This is a genomic window from Arthrobacter sp. P1_B4 (assembly GCF_056406555.1).
The window spans coordinates 49035-68456 of record NZ_JBFTZW010000013.1 but is presented as its reverse complement, the minus strand read 5'-3'; the positions used below and the strand labels follow the sequence as shown (position 1 = coordinate 68456).

18 protein-coding genes are annotated in these 19422 nt (G+C 67.8%); 15 read left to right on the top strand and 3 right to left on the bottom strand.

The features are described 5' to 3' along the window. Positions 1–2: 2 nt before the first annotated feature. The 6 genes from AC1D1W_RS08140 (at position 3) to AC1D1W_RS08115 (ending at position 7190) form a co-directional block, all read left to right on the top strand. Positions 3–896: a F0F1 ATP synthase subunit gamma gene (locus AC1D1W_RS08140; RefSeq protein ID WP_028276063.1), complete on the top strand. Its 894-nt coding sequence runs from the start codon at positions 3–5 to the stop codon at positions 894–896. 81 nt (positions 897–977) lie between these two features. After that, positions 978–2432 (top strand): F0F1 ATP synthase subunit beta, encoded by a 1455-nt coding sequence (gene atpD, locus AC1D1W_RS08135; protein WP_018775710.1) that lies wholly within the window; start codon positions 978–980, stop codon positions 2430–2432. A gap of 1 nt (position 2433) precedes the next feature. Continuing rightward, complete coding sequence (locus tag AC1D1W_RS08130) at positions 2434–2718, top strand: F0F1 ATP synthase subunit epsilon (RefSeq protein ID WP_018775711.1); 285 nt, start codon at positions 2434–2436, stop codon at positions 2716–2718. Positions 2719–2728: 10 nt separating this feature from the next. Beyond that, positions 2729–3160 (top strand): DUF2550 domain-containing protein, encoded by a 432-nt coding sequence (locus AC1D1W_RS08125; RefSeq protein WP_028276062.1) that lies wholly within the window; start codon positions 2729–2731, stop codon positions 3158–3160. 5 nt (positions 3161–3165) lie between these two features. Further along, a complete protein-coding gene (locus AC1D1W_RS08120; protein WP_476943396.1) occupies positions 3166–4575 on the top strand; it encodes an alpha/beta hydrolase in 1410 nt (469 codons plus the stop codon). Then, entirely contained in the window at positions 4572–7190 is a 2619-nt protein-coding gene (locus AC1D1W_RS08115) for a bifunctional lysylphosphatidylglycerol flippase/synthetase MprF (protein ID WP_476943395.1), read from the top strand. Before AC1D1W_RS08120 ends, AC1D1W_RS08115 begins: the two co-directional genes overlap by 4 nt. Positions 7191–7369: 179 nt before the next feature. On the opposite strand, the gene AC1D1W_RS08110 is transcribed toward AC1D1W_RS08115, so the two are convergent. Together AC1D1W_RS08110 and nucS are read right to left on the bottom strand one after the other, a co-directional pair. Next, complete coding sequence (locus AC1D1W_RS08110; protein ID WP_011692441.1) at positions 7370–7573, bottom strand: cold-shock protein; 204 nt, start codon at positions 7571–7573, stop codon at positions 7370–7372. 288 nt (positions 7574–7861) lie between these two features. Continuing rightward, the gene (gene nucS, locus AC1D1W_RS08105) at positions 7862–8557 is read right to left on the bottom strand and encodes an endonuclease NucS (RefSeq protein ID WP_026266819.1); all 696 of its coding nucleotides are present in this window, start codon (positions 8555–8557) and stop codon (positions 7862–7864) included. Between the two features lie 81 nt (positions 8558–8638). Here nucS and AC1D1W_RS08100 point away from each other — a divergent pair, with 81 nt between their 5' ends. Further along, positions 8639–9010, top strand: coding sequence for a hypothetical protein (locus AC1D1W_RS08100; RefSeq protein ID WP_028276058.1), 372 nt, complete (start codon positions 8639–8641; stop codon positions 9008–9010). 10 nt (positions 9011–9020) lie between these two features. After that, positions 9021–9830, top strand: a complete 810-nt coding sequence (locus AC1D1W_RS08095) for an alpha/beta hydrolase (protein WP_243181262.1) — start codon at positions 9021–9023, stop codon at positions 9828–9830. 106 nt (positions 9831–9936) lie between these two features. On the opposite strand, the gene AC1D1W_RS08090 is transcribed toward AC1D1W_RS08095, so the two are convergent. Then, positions 9937–11253 (bottom strand): AI-2E family transporter, encoded by a 1317-nt coding sequence (locus AC1D1W_RS08090; RefSeq protein ID WP_439954134.1) that lies wholly within the window; start codon positions 11251–11253, stop codon positions 9937–9939. Positions 11254–11446: 193 nt separating this feature from the next. Between AC1D1W_RS08090 and AC1D1W_RS08085 the strand changes: the two genes are divergently transcribed. From AC1D1W_RS08085 to AC1D1W_RS08055, 7 genes are all read left to right on the top strand, one after another. Beyond that, complete coding sequence (locus AC1D1W_RS08085; protein ID WP_476943394.1) at positions 11447–13348, top strand: hypothetical protein; 1902 nt, start codon at positions 11447–11449, stop codon at positions 13346–13348. Positions 13349–13404: 56 nt separating this feature from the next. Further along, positions 13405–14442, top strand: coding sequence for a co-chaperone YbbN (locus tag AC1D1W_RS08080; RefSeq protein WP_476943393.1), 1038 nt, complete (start codon positions 13405–13407; stop codon positions 14440–14442). Beyond that, positions 14442–15542, top strand: a complete 1101-nt coding sequence (locus AC1D1W_RS08075; protein WP_243181265.1) for an NADH:flavin oxidoreductase/NADH oxidase — start codon at positions 14442–14444, stop codon at positions 15540–15542. Before AC1D1W_RS08080 ends, AC1D1W_RS08075 begins: the two co-directional genes overlap by 1 nt. Before the next feature lie 119 nt (positions 15543–15661). Next, positions 15662–16477 (top strand): ABC transporter ATP-binding protein, encoded by an 816-nt coding sequence (locus tag AC1D1W_RS08070; RefSeq protein ID WP_476943392.1) that lies wholly within the window; start codon positions 15662–15664, stop codon positions 16475–16477. After that, positions 16459–18030, top strand: a complete 1572-nt coding sequence (locus tag AC1D1W_RS08065) for a transporter (protein ID WP_243181267.1) — start codon at positions 16459–16461, stop codon at positions 18028–18030. Before AC1D1W_RS08070 ends, AC1D1W_RS08065 begins: the two co-directional genes overlap by 19 nt. Before the next feature lie 58 nt (positions 18031–18088). Then, positions 18089–18871, top strand: coding sequence for a glucosamine-6-phosphate deaminase (gene nagB / locus AC1D1W_RS08060; RefSeq protein ID WP_028276050.1), 783 nt, complete (start codon positions 18089–18091; stop codon positions 18869–18871). A gap of 60 nt (positions 18872–18931) precedes the next feature. Next, positions 18932–19249 carry a DUF3039 domain-containing protein gene (locus tag AC1D1W_RS08055; protein ID WP_370122952.1) on the top strand — a complete coding sequence of 106 codons (318 nt, stop codon included), beginning with the start codon at positions 18932–18934 and terminating at the stop codon, positions 19247–19249. Positions 19250–19422: the final 173 nt, after the last annotated feature.

Genomic DNA, 19422 nt, shown 5'->3' with positions numbered 1-19422 from the left:
GTATGGGAGCCCAGATCCGGGTCTACCGCCAGAAGATCAGCTCGACGACGTCGATGCGCAAGATCTTCAAGGCGATGGAACTGATCGCTACCTCGCGCATCGGCAAGGCCCGCGCACGCGTAGCAGCTTCACTGCCTTACGCGAACGCGATCACGCGTGCCGTTTCTGCTGTCGCAAGCCAGAGCGAAATCGACCACCCGCTGGTCACCGAGCCGGCGCAGATCCGCCGGGCCGCCGTCCTGGTCATCACCTCGGACCGTGGCCTCGCGGGATCTTACTCGGCGAGTGTCCTCAAGCAGGCCGAAGGCCTCAACGAGCTGCTCCACGGGGAAGGCAAGGAAGTCAAGACGTTCCTGGTCGGCCGCAAGGCGCAGGCGTACTTCGACTTCCGGAACCGTGAATACGCTCGCGTATGGACCGGCAACACGGATGCACCGGAGTTTGCGACCGCGCGCGAAGTCAGTGAAGCACTGCTGGCCGAATTCGCTAACGCCTACGAAGAGGGCGGCGTCGACGAAATCCACGTCGTCTACACCCGCTTCAAGTCGATGGTGACCCAGGAGCCGACGGTCGTCCGTCTGCTGCCGCTCGAGGTTGTCGAAGAGAAAGCCGCGTCCGAATCGGACCTGCTGCCCCTCTACGAATTCGAGCCGGAAACGGAGCAGGTTCTCGATGCCCTGCTGCCGCGCTACATCGAATCACGTATCTTCGCCGCCATGTTGCAGGCAGCAGCTTCCGAGCTCGCAGCCCGCCAGCGTGCGATGAAGTCCGCCGGCGACAACGCGACGGATCTCATCAAGAAGTACACGCGTCTGCGCAACACTGCCCGTCAGGCTGAAATTACGCAGGAGCTTTCCGAAATCGTTGCCGGTGCCGACGCGTTGTCCGCGTCCTAGCCAGCACGAGCCCGGATCCAGCTGTACCTGCACCAAAAGATAAACTTAACCCCACGCCATCTACTGAGTGAAGTGAGAGAGATGACTGCCACTGCTACCGATCACGTAGCCGCAACGTCCGGTGCTACCGGTCGTATTGCACGTGTTATTGGCCCGGTTGTCGACGTCGAATTCCCGGCTGACGCAATCCCCTCGATTTACAACGCACTCACCACCGAGATCACTCTCAACGGTGAGACCCGAACCATCACGTTCGAGGTTGCCCTGCACCTGGGTGACAACCTGATCCGTGCCATCTCCCTCCAGGCCACCGACGGACTTGTCCGCGGTACCAACGTGGTGGACACCGGTGCCCCGATCTCCGTGCCCGTGGGCGACGGCGTCAAGGGCCACATCTTCAACGTGCTGGGCCAGCCCCTCGACGTTGCCGAGTCCGAACTCCAGATCAGCGAACGCTGGCCTATCCACCGCAAGGCTCCGGCCTTCGCGACCCTGGAAGGCTCCACCGAGATGCTGGAAACCGGCATCAAGGTGATCGACCTCCTCACCCCGTACATCAAGGGTGGCAAGATCGGCCTGTTCGGTGGTGCCGGCGTCGGCAAGACCGTGCTGATCCAGGAAATGATCACCCGTGTTGCCCGCAACTTCGGCGGCACCTCGGTGTTCGCCGGTGTCGGCGAGCGTACCCGTGAAGGTAACGACCTCTGGGTCGAAATGGAAGAGGCCGGCGTCCTCAAGGACACCGCCCTTGTGTTCGGCCAGATGGACGAGCCGCCGGGAACGCGTCTGCGCGTTGCACTGTCCGCCCTGACCATGGCGGAGTACTTCCGCGATGTGCAGAACCAGGACGTGCTGCTCTTCATCGACAACATCTTCCGCTTCACCCAGGCAGGCTCCGAGGTTTCCACCCTCCTCGGCCGCATGCCGTCGGCCGTGGGCTACCAGCCCAACCTGGCTGACGAGATGGGCCTCCTCCAGGAGCGCATCACGTCCACCAAGGGCCACTCCATCACCTCGATGCAGGCCATCTACGTTCCCGCAGATGACTACACCGACCCGGCTCCGGCCACGACCTTCGCACACCTCGACGCGACCACGGAACTTTCCCGTGAAATCGCTTCCCGTGGTCTGTACCCGGCCGTTGACCCGCTGACGTCGACCTCCCGCATCCTGGATCCGCAGTACATCGGCCACGACCACTACAACACGGCCGTCCGCGTCAAGCAGATCCTGCAGAAGAACAAGGAACTTCAGGACATCATCGCCATCCTCGGCGTTGACGAACTCTCTGAAGAAGACAAGATCGTCGTGTCGCGTGCACGGCGCATCCAGCAGTTCCTCTCGCAGAACACCTACACCGCCAAGCAGTTCACCGGCGTCGAGGGCTCCACCGTGTCCATCAAGGACACTGTTGAAGGCTTCACCGCTATCTGCGACGGCGACCTTGACCACGTTGCAGAGCAGGCGTTCTTCAACGTCGGCGGCCTGGACGACGTCGAGCGCCAGTGGGCCAAGATCCAGGAACAGACCAAGTAATATGGCTGAGCTTGAGGTTGAGATTGTCGCAGCGGACCACTTTGTGTGGTCCGGAGCGGCCAAGATGGTCAAGGCCCGCACCAGCGATGGTGAAATCGGAATCCTGCCCGGCCACTCGCCCCTGCTGGCGATTCTGGCCGAAGGTGAGCTGGCAATCGAGCCGGTATCCGGTGACCGCATCGCTGTAGTCGTTGACGGGGGATTCTTCTCTGTCGACAACAACAGGGTGGTCATTGTTGCTGACAACGCCCAAATGGGCGAAGCGGCTACTGCGGGGATCCGCTAGCACGACCTTGATGAACGATATTGGTTTGCCGTTCATCGTCCTGGCAACTGCGTTTGCGTTGCTGGTATTTGCACTGTGCCTTTCGGGGGTGCGCCGCTTCAATCTGCGGCGCGCCCTTGGCACGGTGGACGCCTCCATCTGCACGGCTGGAAACAGCTGGCAGATGGGGGTTTGTCGTTATCAGGACAACGACCTCGAATGGTTCCGCCTGGTCTCACTCAGCGTCCGCCCCAAGCACACCTTCCGGCGTAGCTCACTGGAGCTGCTTGGCCGGCGGAAGCCGACCGAATCCGAGCTCCTCAAGGTCCAGCCCGACGCCGTTATCGTGGAGCTCCGCTACGAGGGCCAGCAGGTCCTGCTGGCCATGCGATTTGATGCCTACACAGGGTTGTCATCCTGGCTTGAGGCCGGACCCGTCATCGGCGTCGGCACCTGGCGCTAGCCCCGGTGGACTACCTCGATGGCCTGAGCCTGGTCGACGGGCCGGTGGTGTGGCTCGTGTGGGCCGCCGCCGCGGCGGGCCTGGCCTACCTCCTGACCCACGTTGCCCTCCGGCACACGGGTTTTGCGCGCACGGGTTTTGGGCGCACCGGCCGCCGCGAGCCCGGCGCGGCCGTGGCCGTCGCGGCTGCCATGACCCTGCTCGCCGCGGCGCTCGTCGCTGCCGTGCACTGGTTCCTGCTCTACGCCGTCAATGTCTTCCCTGCCGAACTGCCGGGGGAAACCCTCGCCTGGTCCGTTGCCGGCGTCTTCGCCCTGCTGCTGTGGTTCATGCGCCTGCTTGGGCTCTGGGGCCGCGGACGGCCCGGCACTAATCCGACCGGCACTAATCCGAGCCGTAGCCGCCGCTGGCGTTCGAGCGCAGCAGCCACGGCGGCTTTCCTGGCCGTCGTCGCTCTGTCCGCCGTTCAGATCAACATTTACTTCGGCCTGAACCACACTGTCGGCGACCTCACCGGAGCGGCCGCAGCCCGGATCCAGCCGCTCGAGGCCGGCCTGACGCGCGCCGCCGGCGCCCCTGCCGCCACCGGGCTCGCCCACTGGCAGGCGCCCGCCCACCTTCCCGACGGCGTCATCCGCAAGGCGGTCATCCCGGGCACCGTCTCCGGCTTCCAGAGCCGGGACGCCTACGTCTATCTCCCTCCGGCCTACCTGGGTTCCCCCCGGCCCGCGCTGCCGGTGCTGGTCCTCTTTTCCGGCCAGCCGGGAGGTCCTGCCGACTGGCTGACCGGCGGCGCACTCCGGAGCCGGCTCGACCGGTTCGCCGCGGAGCACGCCGGGGTGGCGCCGGTAACGGTGGTGGTCGATCCCAATGGCTCGGCCGCGGGAAACACGCTGTGCATGGACAGCCGGATTGCCCAGGCGGACACCTTCCTGGCGCGGGACGTGCCGGACTGGATCAAGCGCACGCTCGACGTCGACCCGGATCCCCGCCAGTGGGCCGCGGGCGGCTTCTCCTTTGGCGGCACGTGCGCCATGCAGATGGTCACGAGGCATCCGGACGTCTACAGCGCCGCGCTGGCCTTCTCCAGCGAGGAGGAGCCTGCCCTCGCGAAGGTGCGGGCCAAGACCATTGAGGCCTCCTTCGGCGCCGACGCCGCGGCCTTCGACCAGCTGACCCCGCTGCGCGTCATGGCGGAACACCGCTTCGACGGCCACGGCGTGTATTTCGCCGCCGGAGACCGCGACCCGCAGTTCACCGGCCACATGGACGCGCTCTCCGAGGCGGCACGCCGGGCCGGGTTCAGCGTCGAAACACACCGGATCGCCAACGCGGGGCACTCCTGGGACGTGGCATCCGGCGGCCTTCCCGGCGGCCTGGACTTCCTGGCCCGACGCTGGGGGATCGAGCCATGAGCCAGGCCAAGACCGGCAGTAACCGGACCGCGGCGGGCCCGGGCCCGGAGATCCCGCCGCTGCAGGGTGTCTGGCGCCAGGGCCTGCGCCGGACGCTGGCGCACTTCCGTGCCGTACCCTTCACGCTGGCGGTCCTCGCGGCCTTCCTCGGTGTCGGGGCCGTCACGGGCAGCTTCCTGTCTGGCCCGCCCGGCGCCCTCTTGCCCGTAGCGTCCGTCAACGCTTCGGGGCTGAAGGCGGGGCACTGGTGGTCCTTGTTCACCTCGCTGTTCTTCGCCACCAACCTGCTGGCCTACCTGACCGCATCACTGATGATCCTCCTGCTGCTGGGACTCGCTGAACGGCATCTGGGGACCCTGCGGACGGCCGTATTCTTCTTTGTAGGCCAGTTCGCTGCGGTGACGGTGTTCCTGCTGGTCACCCAGCTGGCCCGGTACATTGGCGACGGCTGGCTGGGGCTCATGGTCAACGCCCGGCTGATCGGCCCCTACGCCGCCGTCCTGGCCGTGGCCCTGGCCGCCAGCGGCCTGCTTCCCACGCTGTGGCAACGCAGGCTGCGGACCGCCGGCCTGTCCGCGTCCCTGCTGCTGGTGCTCTACGTCGGGCATCCGGAGACAGTGGTTGGGCTCGCCGGTGCCCTTGCCGGCCTGGCCGCGGGCTGGTGGATCCAGGGCGACCGGGGGACCCTGCACCGGCACCGTTCAACCGGACGCGAGACACGCAACCTGCTGGCGCTCACGGTCGCGATCTTCGCGGTGGGGCCGATCCTCACGGCCGCCGTCAGCAGCCCCACCGGGCCCCTGGCCCTGTTGCGCGACGTCGTGCTGAACCCGCTGCCCACACTGGGCCAGCTGGAGGAAAACTGCGGCGGCACGGTGGACGTCAGCTGCCTGGAGGCCGGCCGCGCCGGACTCGCCGGTCCGCTGGGCCTCGCGCTGGCGGTTGTCCCGGTGATCCTGCTGCTGATCTGTGCGGACGGCATGCGGCAGGGCCGCCGCCTGGCCCTGCGCATCGCGATCATCGTCCAGCTCGGCGTGACAGCCCTGGCCGCCGTGTACCTGGCCCTGTTCGCCCGGATTCCGCACTACGCCAGCCAGCCGCACACGGCCGTGATGGGCTCAGGCTTCGTCCGCGTCCTGCCGCTCGTGGCCGTTCCGTTGCTGCTCGTTGTGCTGCTCTGGCTTAACCGCCGACAGTTCAGGGTGGAGACTGCTCCGCGGGCCAGGCGGACTCTGGGCATCGTGGTCGGGGGCACGTGGCTGGTGCTCGCCGGGGCCTATTCGGTGGCCTGGCTCGCCGCCGGCGGGATCGACCGCGACGGGGGAGTGCTGGGCCTCGCGGCGGAACTCGCCCGGCAGTACCTGCCGCTGCCCATTCCGGGCGCCTACAGCCGGTTGTTCCAGAACCGCAACGCCGTCGAGTCATTTCTGTTCGCCTATGCCGGCATCATCTTCTGGGGGGTGGCCCTGGCGGCGGTCTGGCTGGTGCTGCGGCGGCGGCTGCACGGTACCGGACACAGCACCGACGTCGGCTCCGGGGACCGGGACACGGCCCGTGACCTGATCCGCCAAGGCGGGGACTCACTGTCCTGGATGGCCCTCTGGGAACCGAACAAATACTGGTTTACGCCGGACCGGCGCGGCGGCGTGGCCTATCAGCAGCACGGCAACGTGGCCCTGACGCTGGCGGGCCCGTTCGGATCCGCTGCCCTCCGCGAGGAGACCGCAGCGGGTTTCATGCGCTACTGCGCCGAACACGCCCTGATCCCGTGTTTCTACTCCTGCACCGCCGAACTCTGGCCGATGCTCCGGGCCCGCGGATTCCGCCGCGTGGCCGTGGCCCAGGAAACCAGGCTCGCCGTGCGCGAACTCGAGTTCAAAGGCAAGGAATGGCAAAACGTCCGCACCGCCCTGAACCGTGCCGCGAAGACCGGTGTCCAGGCCGTATGGGGGCGCTACAGCGAATTCCCGGCCCCGCTGCGGACCCAGCTCAGCGAGGTCTCCGAAGAATGGGCGGCGCAAAAGCACGTGCCGGAGATGGGCTTCACGCTCGGCAGCATCGACGAGCTCGACGACGACGAGGTGCTGTGCTGCCTGGCGGTGGACGCCTCCGGACGCGTGCAGGGCGTTACGAGCTGGCTGCCGGTGTACGAGCACGGACAGCTCGTGAGCTGGACCCTGGACTTCATGCGCCGGCGCGGCGACGCGTTCCCTGGTGTCATGGAGTTCCTCATTGCTTCCGCCGTGCTGGAACTCAAGCGCACGGTTGAGGTGATCTCCCTGTCCGGATCGCCGCTGGCGAAGGACCGTGACGGAGACATTGCCGGCGCCAGCGACTCGGGCAGCGACTCCGGCAGCGATTCCGGCGGCAGCGACGCCGGGCCGGAGGGGCTGGCCGGGATCCTGGACGTGGTGGGCAGGGCCCTGGAACCCGTCTACGGCTTCCGCTCGCTGGCGACCTTCAAGTCGCGTTTCAAACCGGACTACCGCACGCTGTACCTCTACTACCAGGATCCGTTGCAATTGCCGGCGATGGGCCGGGCCCTGAGCCGCGCGTACCTTCCCGGGTTGTCCGTCCGGCAAAGTGCCCGGCTGCTGCGCACTTTGGTGCGTTAGGCAGGGCCCTGCGGGTTAGTGCCCGGCGTTAGTGCGGAATTCGGCCGAAGAATGCACCGGGCCAATGCGGACGACCTGAAACACCGCGCCGAAGAATGCACAAAAAAATGATCCCCGGCACTAATGCCGGGGATCATTCCTGGTGCCGGAAATGCCCTAAAGCACTTCCCGGCGGCAGACTAGACCAGCGTTACGCCGGTGGCCTGGGGGCCCTTGGCGCCCTGGCCGATCTCGAACTGAACACGCTGGTTCTCGTCGAGGGTCTTGAAGCCACCGGTCTGGATCTCGGAGTAGTGAACGAAGACATCGCCATCGGAGTCATCCGGGGTGATGAAGCCGAAGCCCTTTTCTGCGTTGAACCACTTGACGGTTCCCTGAGCCATTTGTTTCTCCTCATTGTGGATCTTGAATAAATCCGGCGCACTTCGCACCGGACTTGGTCACTCTGCGAGAAGAACCTTTGGCAACGGAACCGGATTCACGGACCGTGGCGGCAGGAGCTTCACGCTCGCAACATGTCTTGCGAGCATGAAAAACACCTACACAAAGACTCGTATAAGAATTTCATGACACTTGCGTCAGGTCAACGGGCGAACGGAAGAATTGCATAAAAATTGTGCAAAGAACGTCTTAACGCGAATCGCCGCCACGGAAAGCCTGCCGCAGGGTGCTTAAAAGAGCCGGGATTCGCTGTCGTCAACGCCGCGCATGGCGTCGTAGTCCAGGGTCACGCAGTCGATTCCGCGGTCCTTGGCGAGGACCTTGGCCTGCGGCTTGATCTGCTGGGCTGCGAAGATTCCCCGGACAGGGGCCAGCAGCGGGTCCCGGTTCAGCAGTTCCAGGTACCGGGTGAGCTGCTCGACGCCGTCGATGTCCCCCCGGCGCTTGAGCTCAATGGCCACGGTGGCGCCATCCGCGTCCCGGGCAAGGATGTCCACGGGGCCGATCGCGGTGAAGTACTCGCGGCGGATCAGCGAGAACCCGGTGCCCAGCAGTTCGATCTGGGCGGCCAGGAGCCGCTGGAGGTCCGCTTCGACGCCGTCCTTGATCAGGCCGGGGTCCTGGCCCAGTTCGTGGGAGGTATCGTGCAGCTGCTCGTGGATGTTGATGATGAGCCGGTCATCGGTCTTGGCCGACTGGACCGTCCACTGTTCGACGACGCCGACCTCGACGTCGACCTCATCGGGTGTGGAGACCCGCAGGGACGCAGGAGGGCTCATCCAGTTCAGCGGCTTGTAGGACCCGCCGTCGGAATGGACCAGGACCGAACCGTCGGCCTTGACCAGCAGCAGCCTGGTGGCCAGCGGCAGGTGGGCTTTGAGGCGGCCGACGTAATCAACGGAGCAGCGGGCTATGACTAAACGCACCCGGTCAACTCTACCGCCTGCGCGGGCGGCGGCTTGGCGGCCCGGCAACGGGCGGCAGCCGGACTGGGGCAGAATGGAGGCATGCCCCGTTCCAACCGACCCCGCCGCGCCGGTTCTGCGAAGACAGGCTCCGGCAAGGGCACAGCGCCCGGAAAGAGCAAAGCCGCCGGAGCCAAGCACGGACCGGCACCGGAACTTGACCTGGAGCGCGCCCGCTCGGGTTTCGCCCGCCGGGAGAGCGCACCGGACGGCGAATGGATGGTCCGCCCCATCACCGCGGGCCGCGCCGAGAAGACCTACATCTGCCCGGGCTGCTCCACCGCCGTGCTGCCGGGAATCGCCCACCTGGTGGTCTGGTCCGAGGACCATCTCTTTGGCGCCGCCGCGGGTCTCGCCGAGCGGCGCCACTGGCACAGCAACTGCTGGACTTCGCGGAGCTACCGGTATCGCTAAGCTGGTCAGCATGAGCTTTGATCCCGCGTCCTACGTCTTCACCCAGCCCTCTGCTCCCACTGCCATCCGCGCCTCCACGGTCCTGCCGGCCCGCCGCGAGAACGTCGAACTCCGCACGTCGGACGGGCACCGGCTGGTGGGCGAGCTCGCCGTCCCGGAAACCGGCGGAATCAAGGCAACACTCATCACGCTGCACCCGCTGCCGACGCACGGCGGCTTCATGGATTCGCACGTCTACCGCAAGGCCTCCTACCGGCTGCCAGCCCTCGCGGGAATCGCCGTCCTGCGCTTTAACACACGCGGCACCTCATCGCCGCGGGGAACCAGCGGGGGAGCCTTCGAGGAAGGCGTCGGCGAGCGTCTCGACGTCGAGGCCGCGGTGCAGTTCGCCGTGGACCGCGGCCTGCCAAACCGGTGGCTGGTCGGCTGGTCCTTCGGCACCGAGCTGGCCCTGATGTACGGCGCTACCGAGCCCGTCGCCTCGGAAATCGAGGGGGCTGTGCTGCTCTCGCCCCCGCTGCACCGGGCCACGGACGTGCACCTGAAGGAATGGGCCGAGGCCGGCAAGCCGTTGAAGGTCCTGGTCCCCGAGCACGACGACTACCTGCAGCCGGCGGCTGCGGCCGCGAGATTCGCGCTGGTGCCGCAGGCGCAGGTGCTGGGGGTCGACGGCGCCAAGCACCTGTGGGTGGGGGAGAAGTACGCCGGGCGGGTTCTCAACGAAATCGTGGATGAGGTCATCCCCGGCGGCGCCACAGGGCGTGCCGGCACTGTGCTTCCGCAGGAATGGGACGGGCCGGTCGCCACGGCACACGCCTGAGCCGCCAACGGCGCAAAGGAAAAAACCGCACCGAAACAGGACAGCCGCACCGTGGACCACGGTGCGGCTGTCCTGTTTCAGTGCGAAAATCCGCCAGGCGGAACTGTCAGCGGCTGTCCTGGCGCGCGATGAGGATTTCTTTGACCAGCAGCATGATGGCCGCCGCGGTGGGAATGGCGATCAGGGCTCCGAGGACGCCCAGCAGGCTGCCGCCGGCGATGACCGAGATGACGGCGACGGCGCCCGGCACCGCCACGGCTTTCTGCATGATGCGCGGTGAGATGAAGTAAGCCTCGAACTGGAGGTAGGCGAAATAGCAGATGGCGAAGACGAGCGCGGTCTGCCAGCCGGCGGTCAGTGCCACGATTGTCACCAGGAACCCGGCAATCATGCCGCCCACCAGCGGGATGAACGCCAGCAGGGCCACCACGAACGCCAGCAGCGTGGCGAACGGTACGCCGATGATCGACATCACAATGAACGCGAACGTGGCGTTCAGCACTGCGACGGCGGCCTGGCCGATCACGTAGTTGCCCACCGAACCGGTGATTTCCTCGGACAGGGCTTCAACCCGGGCCCGGCGCGAGCGCGGCGCGAGCCGGTAGCCCCACTTCTTCATGGCAGGCAGGGCACCGAGGAAGTACAGGCTCAGGACCAGCACGATCAGTGCGCCGAACAGTCCGTTTGCCACGGTGGAGCCGAAGCCCACAACACCGCCGAAGATGCCGCCCATGGCGTCCGGGTTGTTCACGAACTTCTCCAGCTCCTGGCTGATCCGGTCCCGGATGCCGAACTGGCTGTCGACGCTCCGGAAGAATTCCGAGTCAATAAACTCCTGGACCCACTTGGGCGCCTGCTGCACGATTTGCGTCACCTGCTGCACGATCGTGGGGATCAGGGTGGCAAAAAATGCGGCGACTCCGAGTGCCAGGGTGGACACGGACAGGAGGATGCCGGCGGCCCGGGGGACATTCCGGCGTTCGAGCCAGCGCACCACCGGGTCCAGCCCCAGGGTGATGAAGAGCGCCGTGATGATCCACAAGAGCAACTGCGTCGTATTTGACCCGATCCAGTAGACCAAGAGGGCGAAGCCGACGCCGACCGTGCCCATGAAGCCCATATACAGGGGGTGCTGGGCCGACATGCGCGGACCGGGACTGCCGAAGCGGGCATCGGCCGCTGACGTCTCCTCGGCCCCGGCCTCGTGCTCCGGGGGCATCTCGAAGCGGATTCTCGGCTGGGCTCCGGGCAGGGGCTGGCGCAGGCGCCGGGCCGCGGACAGCAGGACATTTGCCGCGGCAATCCGGGGGCGCGAGGTTGTGGGCCGGGGACTGGAAACGGGTTGTTCGGGGCCGGGTTCCTGGCTGTCGGATTCCTGCGCTTCTTCTGGTCCGGCGGAGGACGAATCCGTATGTTCAGTCACTGCGTTAAATGCCCTTAATTACTTGCTGCGCCACACTGGCGGCACTGGTGTGATGATCACCGCAAACACTATCAGCAGGCTTGTCACCAGAGGGGAAAAACGCCCCCGCGGGCACCGCCGCTGGGGGCCGTCCGGGTCCCCGATCTGACTCGCGGGTAACAAAATGGTTACTATTGAAGCTAACTGTCCGCTGATGATAGGTAGTATTTTGCGTTTCAAGACTGCAGTCGCCCTGGTGCTGCTTGGCCTCCTGACACTCCTGGCCGGGATTGGCCAGAAGACGTTCTGGGCTCCCCCGGAGACGATTACGGCCACCGCTCCGACCGGCACCGCCGCGCCGCTGACCGTCTTCGACGAGAAGCTGAAGACTCTGCACCCCGGGACCGTGAAGATTACGGTCAAGGGTGAAGGGGCCTTCCTGCTGGCCGCGGGCCGGCCGGACGACGTCGACGCCTGGGTGGGCAAGACGGCCCACAACACCGTCGCCGGCGTCTCCGAGGACGGCAAGGCGCTGCAGCTGACGCATACCGACGGCGAAGCTACCGCGCCGTCGCCCGCCGGATCGGATCTTTGGGTCACTACCGAGAACGCCACCGGCGAAATGGACTACTCGTGGAACGCGCCGGCCGACGGCGACTGGTCGCTGCTCCTCGCCGCGGACGGCACCAAGCCCGCCCCGGGCTCCATCACGATGACTTTCCCGAACGACACCTCCACGCCGTGGGCCATTCCGTTCATGGTGCTCGGCGGCCTGCTGATCATCGCCGGCGGGGCGCTGCTGATCCTCAAGCCGAAGTCAGGCAACCGCGACGGCGGCGGCACCGGCGGCGGCACGTTCGCCCGCCGCGCGCAGGCCAAGGCCGCGGCACGCCGCGGGGACGACGGCTCGACGGCAAGCACCCAGGATCCTGCCGCACCCGGCACCCCCGCACCCGGCACCCCCGCACCCGAGACTGCGCCGCAGCCGGCCACGCCGGAGAAAACAGGCCCGGAGAAAGCAGCGGCCGGCCAGAAGAAGGGCTCCGGCACGGTGCGCCGTTCCGGCATCGTGGTGGCGGTGCTGACCGCCGCAGCCGTCGCCGGAACGTCAGTGGCCGCCCAGGCCAGCCAGACGCCCGCGCCGTCGCCCAGTGCCCCGGCCTCCAGTGCTCCCGTCTCCGGCGCCCCGGGCTCCGACGCCGCGACCCCGGGCAGCGAGGGCCAGACCGGCGATGCGCCGGTGCTGCTGGACGCGCAGTTCCGCCGCGTCCTGGAACAGGTTGCCGGTGCCGTCGATGCAGGAGACGCTGCCAAGGACGCCGCCAAGCTGGCGCCGCGGGTGGCCAAGTCCGAACTCCAGGTGCGCACACAGAACTACAAGATCCGCTCGCAGGTCGGTTCCTACGAGGCCCGCATGCCTGTCCGCTCCACCAAGCTGCTGACCACGGTGGTCACCAACAAGCGCAGCTGGCCGCGCTCGGTCATGGCCGTGACGCAGGGCGAGGGCAACGTTGTCCCGCAGCTGCTGACCCTGACCCAGGAGTCCCCGCGGGATAACTACAAGCTGGTCAGCAGCACCCCGCTGCAGCCGGGTGCCACATTCCCGGGAATCGGCCGGGCCGGTACGGAGACGCTGGCGCCCGCGGACAAGACCGGGCTCTCGTACAGCGGCGACGAAGCCCTCGCCGGGCTCGGTGACCGCCTGACCAAGGCCGACTCCACCTTCAAGGACAAGCTCGTCGAAGGCCAGTCCTCCCCTTACATCGCGGACACCCTCGCCTACCAGGCCGACGTCGTCAAATCAGGCGTCAACGGCACCTTCGCCTTCACGCACAAGGCGGCCGCGGACAACACTGTCGTGTTCCGAACCGCTGACGGCGGGGCCTTGGTCCTGGGACGGCTGAACTTCTCGTTCGACGGCACTCCGAAGGCCGACGGGGACAAGCTCACCATCGGCGACGACGCGGCCGCCCTGGCCGGCGGCAAGGAGACCAGCACCGGCATGGTGCTGGACTTCGCAGAGTCCGTGGCTGTCTATGTTCCGCCGGCCGGTTCCAAGGATCCGATGAAGCTCGTGGCCGCCACCCGCGGCCTGGTCGGGGCGTCCTTCAAGTAGCCTTCGCCGGCGGGCATGGTGGCGCCGGGCGGGACTTCAATGGTTAGAGTGGAGCTATGACTACGCCAGCTTCCCGCCCGGTCCCGCCAGTTGCCGCCAGCCCGCTGAACCTGCGCGGCGCCGTCGATCTCTCCGCCCTAAAACAGCGGCCGGCGCCGAGTTCTCCGGAACCTGCCCGTCCCGGCGCCGCAGCCCCCGGCCCGGCGGCCTCCGCCGGTTCTGCCGGTGCCCCGGTGGCCCCGGCATCCGGCCCGGCCGACCACGCAGGCCGGCCGTTGCGCGTGGATGTGACCGAGGGCAACTTCCAGGAGCTCGTGGACCTCTCGGCCCAGGTGCCGGTGGTGATCGCGCTCTGGGCCTCCTATTCGCCAGGCTCCGGCCAGCTGGTGGACGTCCTTGAAGGCATCGTCGAGAGCTACGACGGCCGGCTGGTCCTCGGGGCCGCGGACATCGACGTGTTCCCGGAACTTGCCCAGGCGTTCCAGGTGCAGGCCGTGCCGACCGCCGTCGCGGTGGTCAAGGGCCAGCCCGTGCCGCTCTTCCAGGGCGGCGCGGACGAACAGCAGGTACGCAGCCTGTTCGATGAACTTCTCAAGGTCGCGGCCGCCAACGGCGTGACCGGGCGGATCGGCGCCGGCGGCCCGGGTGGCGCGGAACCGGAGGCGCCGCCACTGCCGCCGCTGCACCAGGCGGCGTTCGATGCGATCGAGGCCGGCGACTACGCGGCCGCGGCCGCCGCCTACCGGCAGGCCCTGAACGAGATGCCCGCCGACGCGGAGGCCAAGGCCGGCCTGGCACAGGTGGAACTTATGGATCGCCTGCAGGCCCTCTCCGGGCCCGAGGCAGATGCCCTGCGCCGGCTCGCGGCCGACGAGCCGGACAACCTCGAGGCCCAGCTCGGGGTTGCGGACCTGGATATCGCCGGCGGCCACATCGAGGACGGCCTTGGCCGGATCGTGACGTTCATTGGCCGCAACTTCGGCCCGGAACGGGAGACCGCCCGGGTGAGGCTGCTTGAACTCTTCGACGTCGTCGGCACCGGCGACGACCGCGTCGCCAAGGCCCGCCAGGGGCTGGCCCGGGTGCTGTTCTAGTGGGATCGGCACTTTTCGCGCCGCTGGATCTGAGGTCCCTGCGGCTGCAGCACCGTGGCTGGGTGTCCCCGATGTGCCAGTACAGCTGCGACCCGGAAACGGGGGAGGGCGTGCCCACAGACTGGCACCTGATGCATCTGGGCTCCTTTGCCACCGGGGGAGCGGCCCTGGTCCTCACCGAGGCCAACGCCGTGAACGCCGCGGGCAGGATCAGCCCCCGCGACGCCGGCCTCTACAACGACGACCAGGCCGCAGCCTGGGAACGCATCACCGCCTTCGTGCACCGCCACGGCACCGCGGAGACCAAGATCGGCACCCAGCTGGCGCACGCAGGCCGAAAAGCGTCCTCCTACTGGCCGTTCTCGGGCAAGTTGGGCAGCGTGCCGGCGTCCGAGGGCGGCTGGGACACCGTGGGTCCTGGCACCGGCGCATTCGACGGCTACGCGCCGCCGTCGGCCATGACGGAAGCGCAGATCGACGGCGTGATCGCCGATTTCGCCGCGTCCGCCGTGCGGGCCGTCGACGCAGGGTTCGACACGATCGAAATCCATGGCGCGCACGGCTACCTGCTGCACCAGTTCCAGAGCCCGCTGGTCAACGACCGCACGGACCGCTGGGGCGGGGACGAGGCGGGCCGGAACCGATTGACGCTTGCCGTGGTGGACGCGGTCCGCGCGGTCATCCCGGACTCCATGCCCCTGCTGCTGCGGATCTCGGCCTCGGACTGGGCGCCGGGCGGGATCGAGGCCGACGCCTCGGTCCGGATGGCCGCTGCCGCCGCCGAGCGCGGGGTGGACCTGGTGGACGTTTCCAGCGGCGGGGCCGTGGCGCACCAGCAGATTCCCGTGGGCCCCGGCTACCAGACCGGGTTCTCCGCCCGGATCCGGCGCGAAACCGGGGTCAGGACCGGCACGGTGGGACTCCTGACGTCCGCCGGGCAGGCCGAGCACGCGGTGGCCACCGGCCAGGCGGACGGCGTGTTCATCGCCCGTGCCGCCCTGCGGGATCCGCACTGGTGGCTGCGGGCCGCGTTTGAGCTCGGCCATGACCTCGCGTGGCCGCCGCAGTACGAGCGCGCCCTGCCCCGGCATTCGTTCTAGAACCGGCATCCATTCCAGAACCGCATTCATTCCAGAAACAGCTGTGCCGGTTCCCGCGAGTGAAAACGTACGCCTTGCGGACTATCCTTTTCGCGCCGTCCGGCGGTTAGTCTGGCGTCATGACATTCCAACCCCCTGGCCAGCAGGGACAGCCAGCCCCGGCCGGTCCGTCGTCGCCGCCGGTTCCTGCCCTGTCCCTGCTTGGCCTCGCCAAGCGCTTCGGCGACAAAATCGCCGTCGATGGCATCAGCCTGGACGTTCCGGCCGGCTCCTTCTACGGAGTGGTCGGGCCCAACGGCGCCGGCAAGACCACCACCTTGTCCATGGCGACCGGCCTGCTGCGCCCGGACTTCGGCACCGCGCTGGTCCACGGCGTCGACGTCTGGCAGCATCCGCTGGAGGCCAAGAAGCTGATGGGGATCCTGCCCGACGGCGTCCGGCTGTTCGACCGCCTCAGCGGCGAGCAGCTGGTCACCTATGCCGGCCTGCTGCGCGGGATGGACCGGGAAATGGTGGCGTCGCGGGTGGCGGAACTGCTCGCTGCCCTGGACGTGGCCAATGACGCCGGCACGCTGGTGGTGGACTATTCCGCCGGCATGACCAAGAAGATCGCGCTGGCCTCGGCGCTGATCCACGCCCCGCGGCTGCTGGTCCTCGACGAGCCGTTCGAATCGGTGGACCCGATCTCCGCGGCGAACATCCGCGACATCCTGGACCGCTACGTTTCCTCGGGCGGAACGGTCATCGTCTCCAGCCACGTCATGGACCTGGTCCAGCGCATGTGCGACCACGTCGCAGTCGTCGCGGGCGGCCGGGTCCTCGCCGCCGGGACTGTGGAGGAAGTCCGCGCCGGCGCCACCCTTGAGGACCGCTTCGTGCAGCTCGTGGGCGGCCGGAACCACACGGAAGGGCTGGAATGGTTGCGCACCTTCTGAGGCTCAAGCTGACCCTGCTGCGCAACAGCGTCCGGCGCAGCCCGTGGCAGCTGGTGGGCCTCGGGATCGGCGCCCTGTATGCCCTGGGAATCGTGGCTGTTTGCGTGGCCGGGCTGTTCGTCCTGCGCGGGGTGGAGATTGAACTCGCCCAGACCGTGGTGGTCCTGGGCGGCGCCACGGCGCTGCTGGGCTGGGCCGTCATTCCCGTCGCTGTCTCCGCCGCGGACATGACGCTGGACCCTGCCCGGTTCACCACCTTTGCCGTGCCCATGCCGCAGCTGCTGGCCGGGCTGGCGCTCGGCGGCCTGATCGGCATACCAGGTCTCGCCACCTCACTCGTTGCGCTCGCCACGGTGGGCACCTGGTCCCGCAGCCTGCCGGCCGCAGCCGGCGCCCTCCTCGGTGCCGTGCTGGGCGTGCTGAGCTGCATCGTTCTCTCCAAGGTCGTGACCACGGCCACGGCCGGACTGGCAAGCTCCCGGCGCTTCAAGGACATCAGCTCAGTCGCCTTCCTCATCCCGCTCGTGCTCACGGGGCCCATCGTGGCGGGCATCGCGAGGGGAATCGCCGGTTCCGGCGATTTCCTGACCGGCCTGGCCAGGGCCCTGTCCTGGACGCCGGCCGGGGCGGCGTTCTCGCTCGGCGGCGAGCTGGCTGCCGGCAGCTACGCGGCCGCGACCGTGAAATTCCTCATCGCCGCGGCCACCCTGGCGGGGCTGGCCCTGGCGTGGAAGGTCCTGCTGCAGCGCGCCCTGGTGACCCCGCCCTACGCCGGGACATCCAAGCGGCGGACTGGCGGCACGGGCCTGTTCGGGTTGCTCCCGGCGACACCGGCCGCCGCCGTCGCCGCGAGGTCCCTGTACTACTGGCTGCGCGATCCCCGCTACGCCGGCGCGCTCGTGGTCGTTCCGCTCCTGCCGGTGCTGTTCCTCTTCCAGGGCAGCCAGAGCGGGTTCTACGGCCCGTTCCAGTTCGTCGGGCCGCTGACGGCCTTCCTCCTGGCGTGGTCGATCTCCACGGACGTCTCCTATGACAGCACCGCCTTCGCCCTGCACGTGGCAACGGGGGTGCGCGGCGCCGACGACAGGCTCGGCCGTGCGCTGGCATGCCTGAGCTTTGCGCTGCCGGTGGCGGTCCTGTTCAGCGTCGGGCCGTTCTTCTTCACCGGCGACTGGGACAAGCTGCCCGCGGTCCTGGGCCTCTGCCTCGGCGTCCTCTTCACCGGCCTGGGCCTGGCCTCGGTGATCTCGGCGCGCTACACCGTGAGCGTCCCGCTTCCGGGGGACAGCCCGTTCAAGAAGCCGCCGGGCAACGTGGCCCAGACCCTCGCCGTGCAGTTCGGCGGCATGGCCGTGCTTCTGGTCCTCGTGGCTCCCGAGGCGGCGCTCGTGGCCGCGCAGTTCATCACTGGGAGCTCCGTGCCGGGCTGGATCGCGCTGGCCCTCGGACCCGTGCTTGGTCTCACACTCTTCGCCGTCGGTGTCCGGACCGGCGGAGCGTGGCTGGACCGGCGGGCGCCGGAGCTGCTGGCACAACTGGCTGTCAACCGCTGACGGGTGCATGCTGGGAGTGCGCAGACTCGGAAACCAGGTAGGCCAGTAAGGCAGGATCATGGAAGTTGTCATCCTTCCCGGCAGCAAACAGATCGCGTCGCTTGCCGCGGATGCGGTGGAGGCCCTTCTCCGCCGCAAGCCCGACGCCGTCCTGGGCCTGGCGACCGGTTCCACGCCCCTGCCGGTGTATGTCGAACTGGCGGCGCGGCACGAGCGCGCCGGCCTGGATTTCAGCCGGGTCCGCGCCTTCGCCCTGGACGAGTACGTGGGGCTGCCGGCCGGCCACCCGGAGTCCTACCGCGAGGTGATCGCCCGCGAATTCACCGCACGGGTGAACATCAGTCCGGCCAACGTCCACGTGCCCGACGGCGCGGCGGCGGACATCCCCGCAGCCTGCCGGGCCTACGAAGATGCCATCCGCGATGCCGGGGGCGTGGACCTTCAGCTCCTCGGCGTCGGAACGGACGGCCACATCGGGTTCAACGAACCGGGATCGTCGCTGGCGTCCCGGACGCGGATCAAGACCCTGATCGAGCAGACACGCCGGGACAACGCACGGTTTTTCGGCAGCCTGGCCGACGTGCCGCACCACGTCCTGACCCAAGGCCTGGGCACCATCCTGGATGCCCGCCACGTGATCCTGATCGCCACCGGTGCGCAAAAAGCCCAGGCCGTCCGGGACCTCGCGGAGGGCCCCGTCGCCGCCATCTGTGCGGCCTCCGTCCTGCAGTTGCACCCGCACGCCACCATCCTCCTGGACGAGGCGGCGGCGTCGTCGCTGCGGCTGGCGGATTACTACCGCCACAGCTACGACCACAAACCCGCCTGGCAGGGCCTCTAGGCCCCGCCGCCGGCACCCCGCAGGTCCGGCAGCGCCCTTCCAACGGCTAAGATGGGTGTCATGACTAGCATGACCGATCCTCTCGAAAACGATCCGATGCGCGAGCTCTCCGGAGCCGGGACGTCAACGGCCACGATCGAGCGCGAGGAACTGCGCCAGGAAGTTGAGCCCGGTGACCGGGAGCGCTTCTCGCACTACGTGCGCAAGGAAAAGATCATGGAATCCGCGCTGACCGGTGAACCGGTGATCGCGCTCTGCGGCAAGGTCTGGACTCCGGGCCGGGATCCGCAGAAGTTCCCCGTCTGCCCCGAATGCAAGGAAGTCTACGAGGGCCTGCGCCCCGGAAACGACGGCGGCAAGGGCTCCGGCGACAAGTAAGGGCAATCAACGGAACCAACAGGTTCCGTTAGCCGTCGTCTGACGGCGCTTCCCTATGGCGGCGCGCCGTCGCGCCCCTGATTTTCTGCTTTCCTGATTGCCGGTCCATGCTGTCCGGGTACTGCCTTACGGTCCATCCAAAAAGATTGGTGTTTTTGTGCTTAATTGGGTTT

Coding starts and splice junctions, on each gene's coding strand:
- AC1D1W_RS08140 (WP_028276063.1), top strand. CDS start 3: ATGGGAGCCCAGATCCGGGTCTACCGCCAGAAGATCAGCTCGACGACG.
- atpD (WP_018775710.1), top strand. CDS start 978: ATGACTGCCACTGCTACCGATCACGTAGCCGCAACGTCCGGTGCTACC.
- AC1D1W_RS08130 (WP_018775711.1), top strand. CDS start 2,434: ATGGCTGAGCTTGAGGTTGAGATTGTCGCAGCGGACCACTTTGTGTGG.
- AC1D1W_RS08125 (WP_028276062.1), top strand. CDS start 2,729: ATGAACGATATTGGTTTGCCGTTCATCGTCCTGGCAACTGCGTTTGCG.
- AC1D1W_RS08115 (WP_476943395.1), top strand. CDS start 4,572: ATGAGCCAGGCCAAGACCGGCAGTAACCGGACCGCGGCGGGCCCGGGC.
- AC1D1W_RS08110 (WP_011692441.1), bottom strand. CDS start 7,573: ATGGCTCAGGGAACCGTCAAGTGGTTCAACGCAGAAAAGGGCTTCGGC.
- AC1D1W_RS08100 (WP_028276058.1), top strand. CDS start 8,639: ATGCCCCGTTCCAACCGACCCCGCCGCGCCGGTTCTGCGAAGACAGGC.
- AC1D1W_RS08095 (WP_243181262.1), top strand. CDS start 9,021: ATGAGCTTTGATCCCGCGTCCTACGTCTTCACCCAGCCCTCTGCTCCC.
- AC1D1W_RS08085 (WP_476943394.1), top strand. CDS start 11,447: ATGATAGGTAGTATTTTGCGTTTCAAGACTGCAGTCGCCCTGGTGCTG.
- AC1D1W_RS08080 (WP_476943393.1), top strand. CDS start 13,405: ATGACTACGCCAGCTTCCCGCCCGGTCCCGCCAGTTGCCGCCAGCCCG.
- AC1D1W_RS08070 (WP_476943392.1), top strand. CDS start 15,662: ATGACATTCCAACCCCCTGGCCAGCAGGGACAGCCAGCCCCGGCCGGT.
- AC1D1W_RS08065 (WP_243181267.1), top strand. CDS start 16,459: ATGGTTGCGCACCTTCTGAGGCTCAAGCTGACCCTGCTGCGCAACAGC.
- nagB (WP_028276050.1), top strand. CDS start 18,089: ATGGAAGTTGTCATCCTTCCCGGCAGCAAACAGATCGCGTCGCTTGCC.
- AC1D1W_RS08055 (WP_370122952.1), top strand. CDS start 18,932: ATGACTAGCATGACCGATCCTCTCGAAAACGATCCGATGCGCGAGCTC.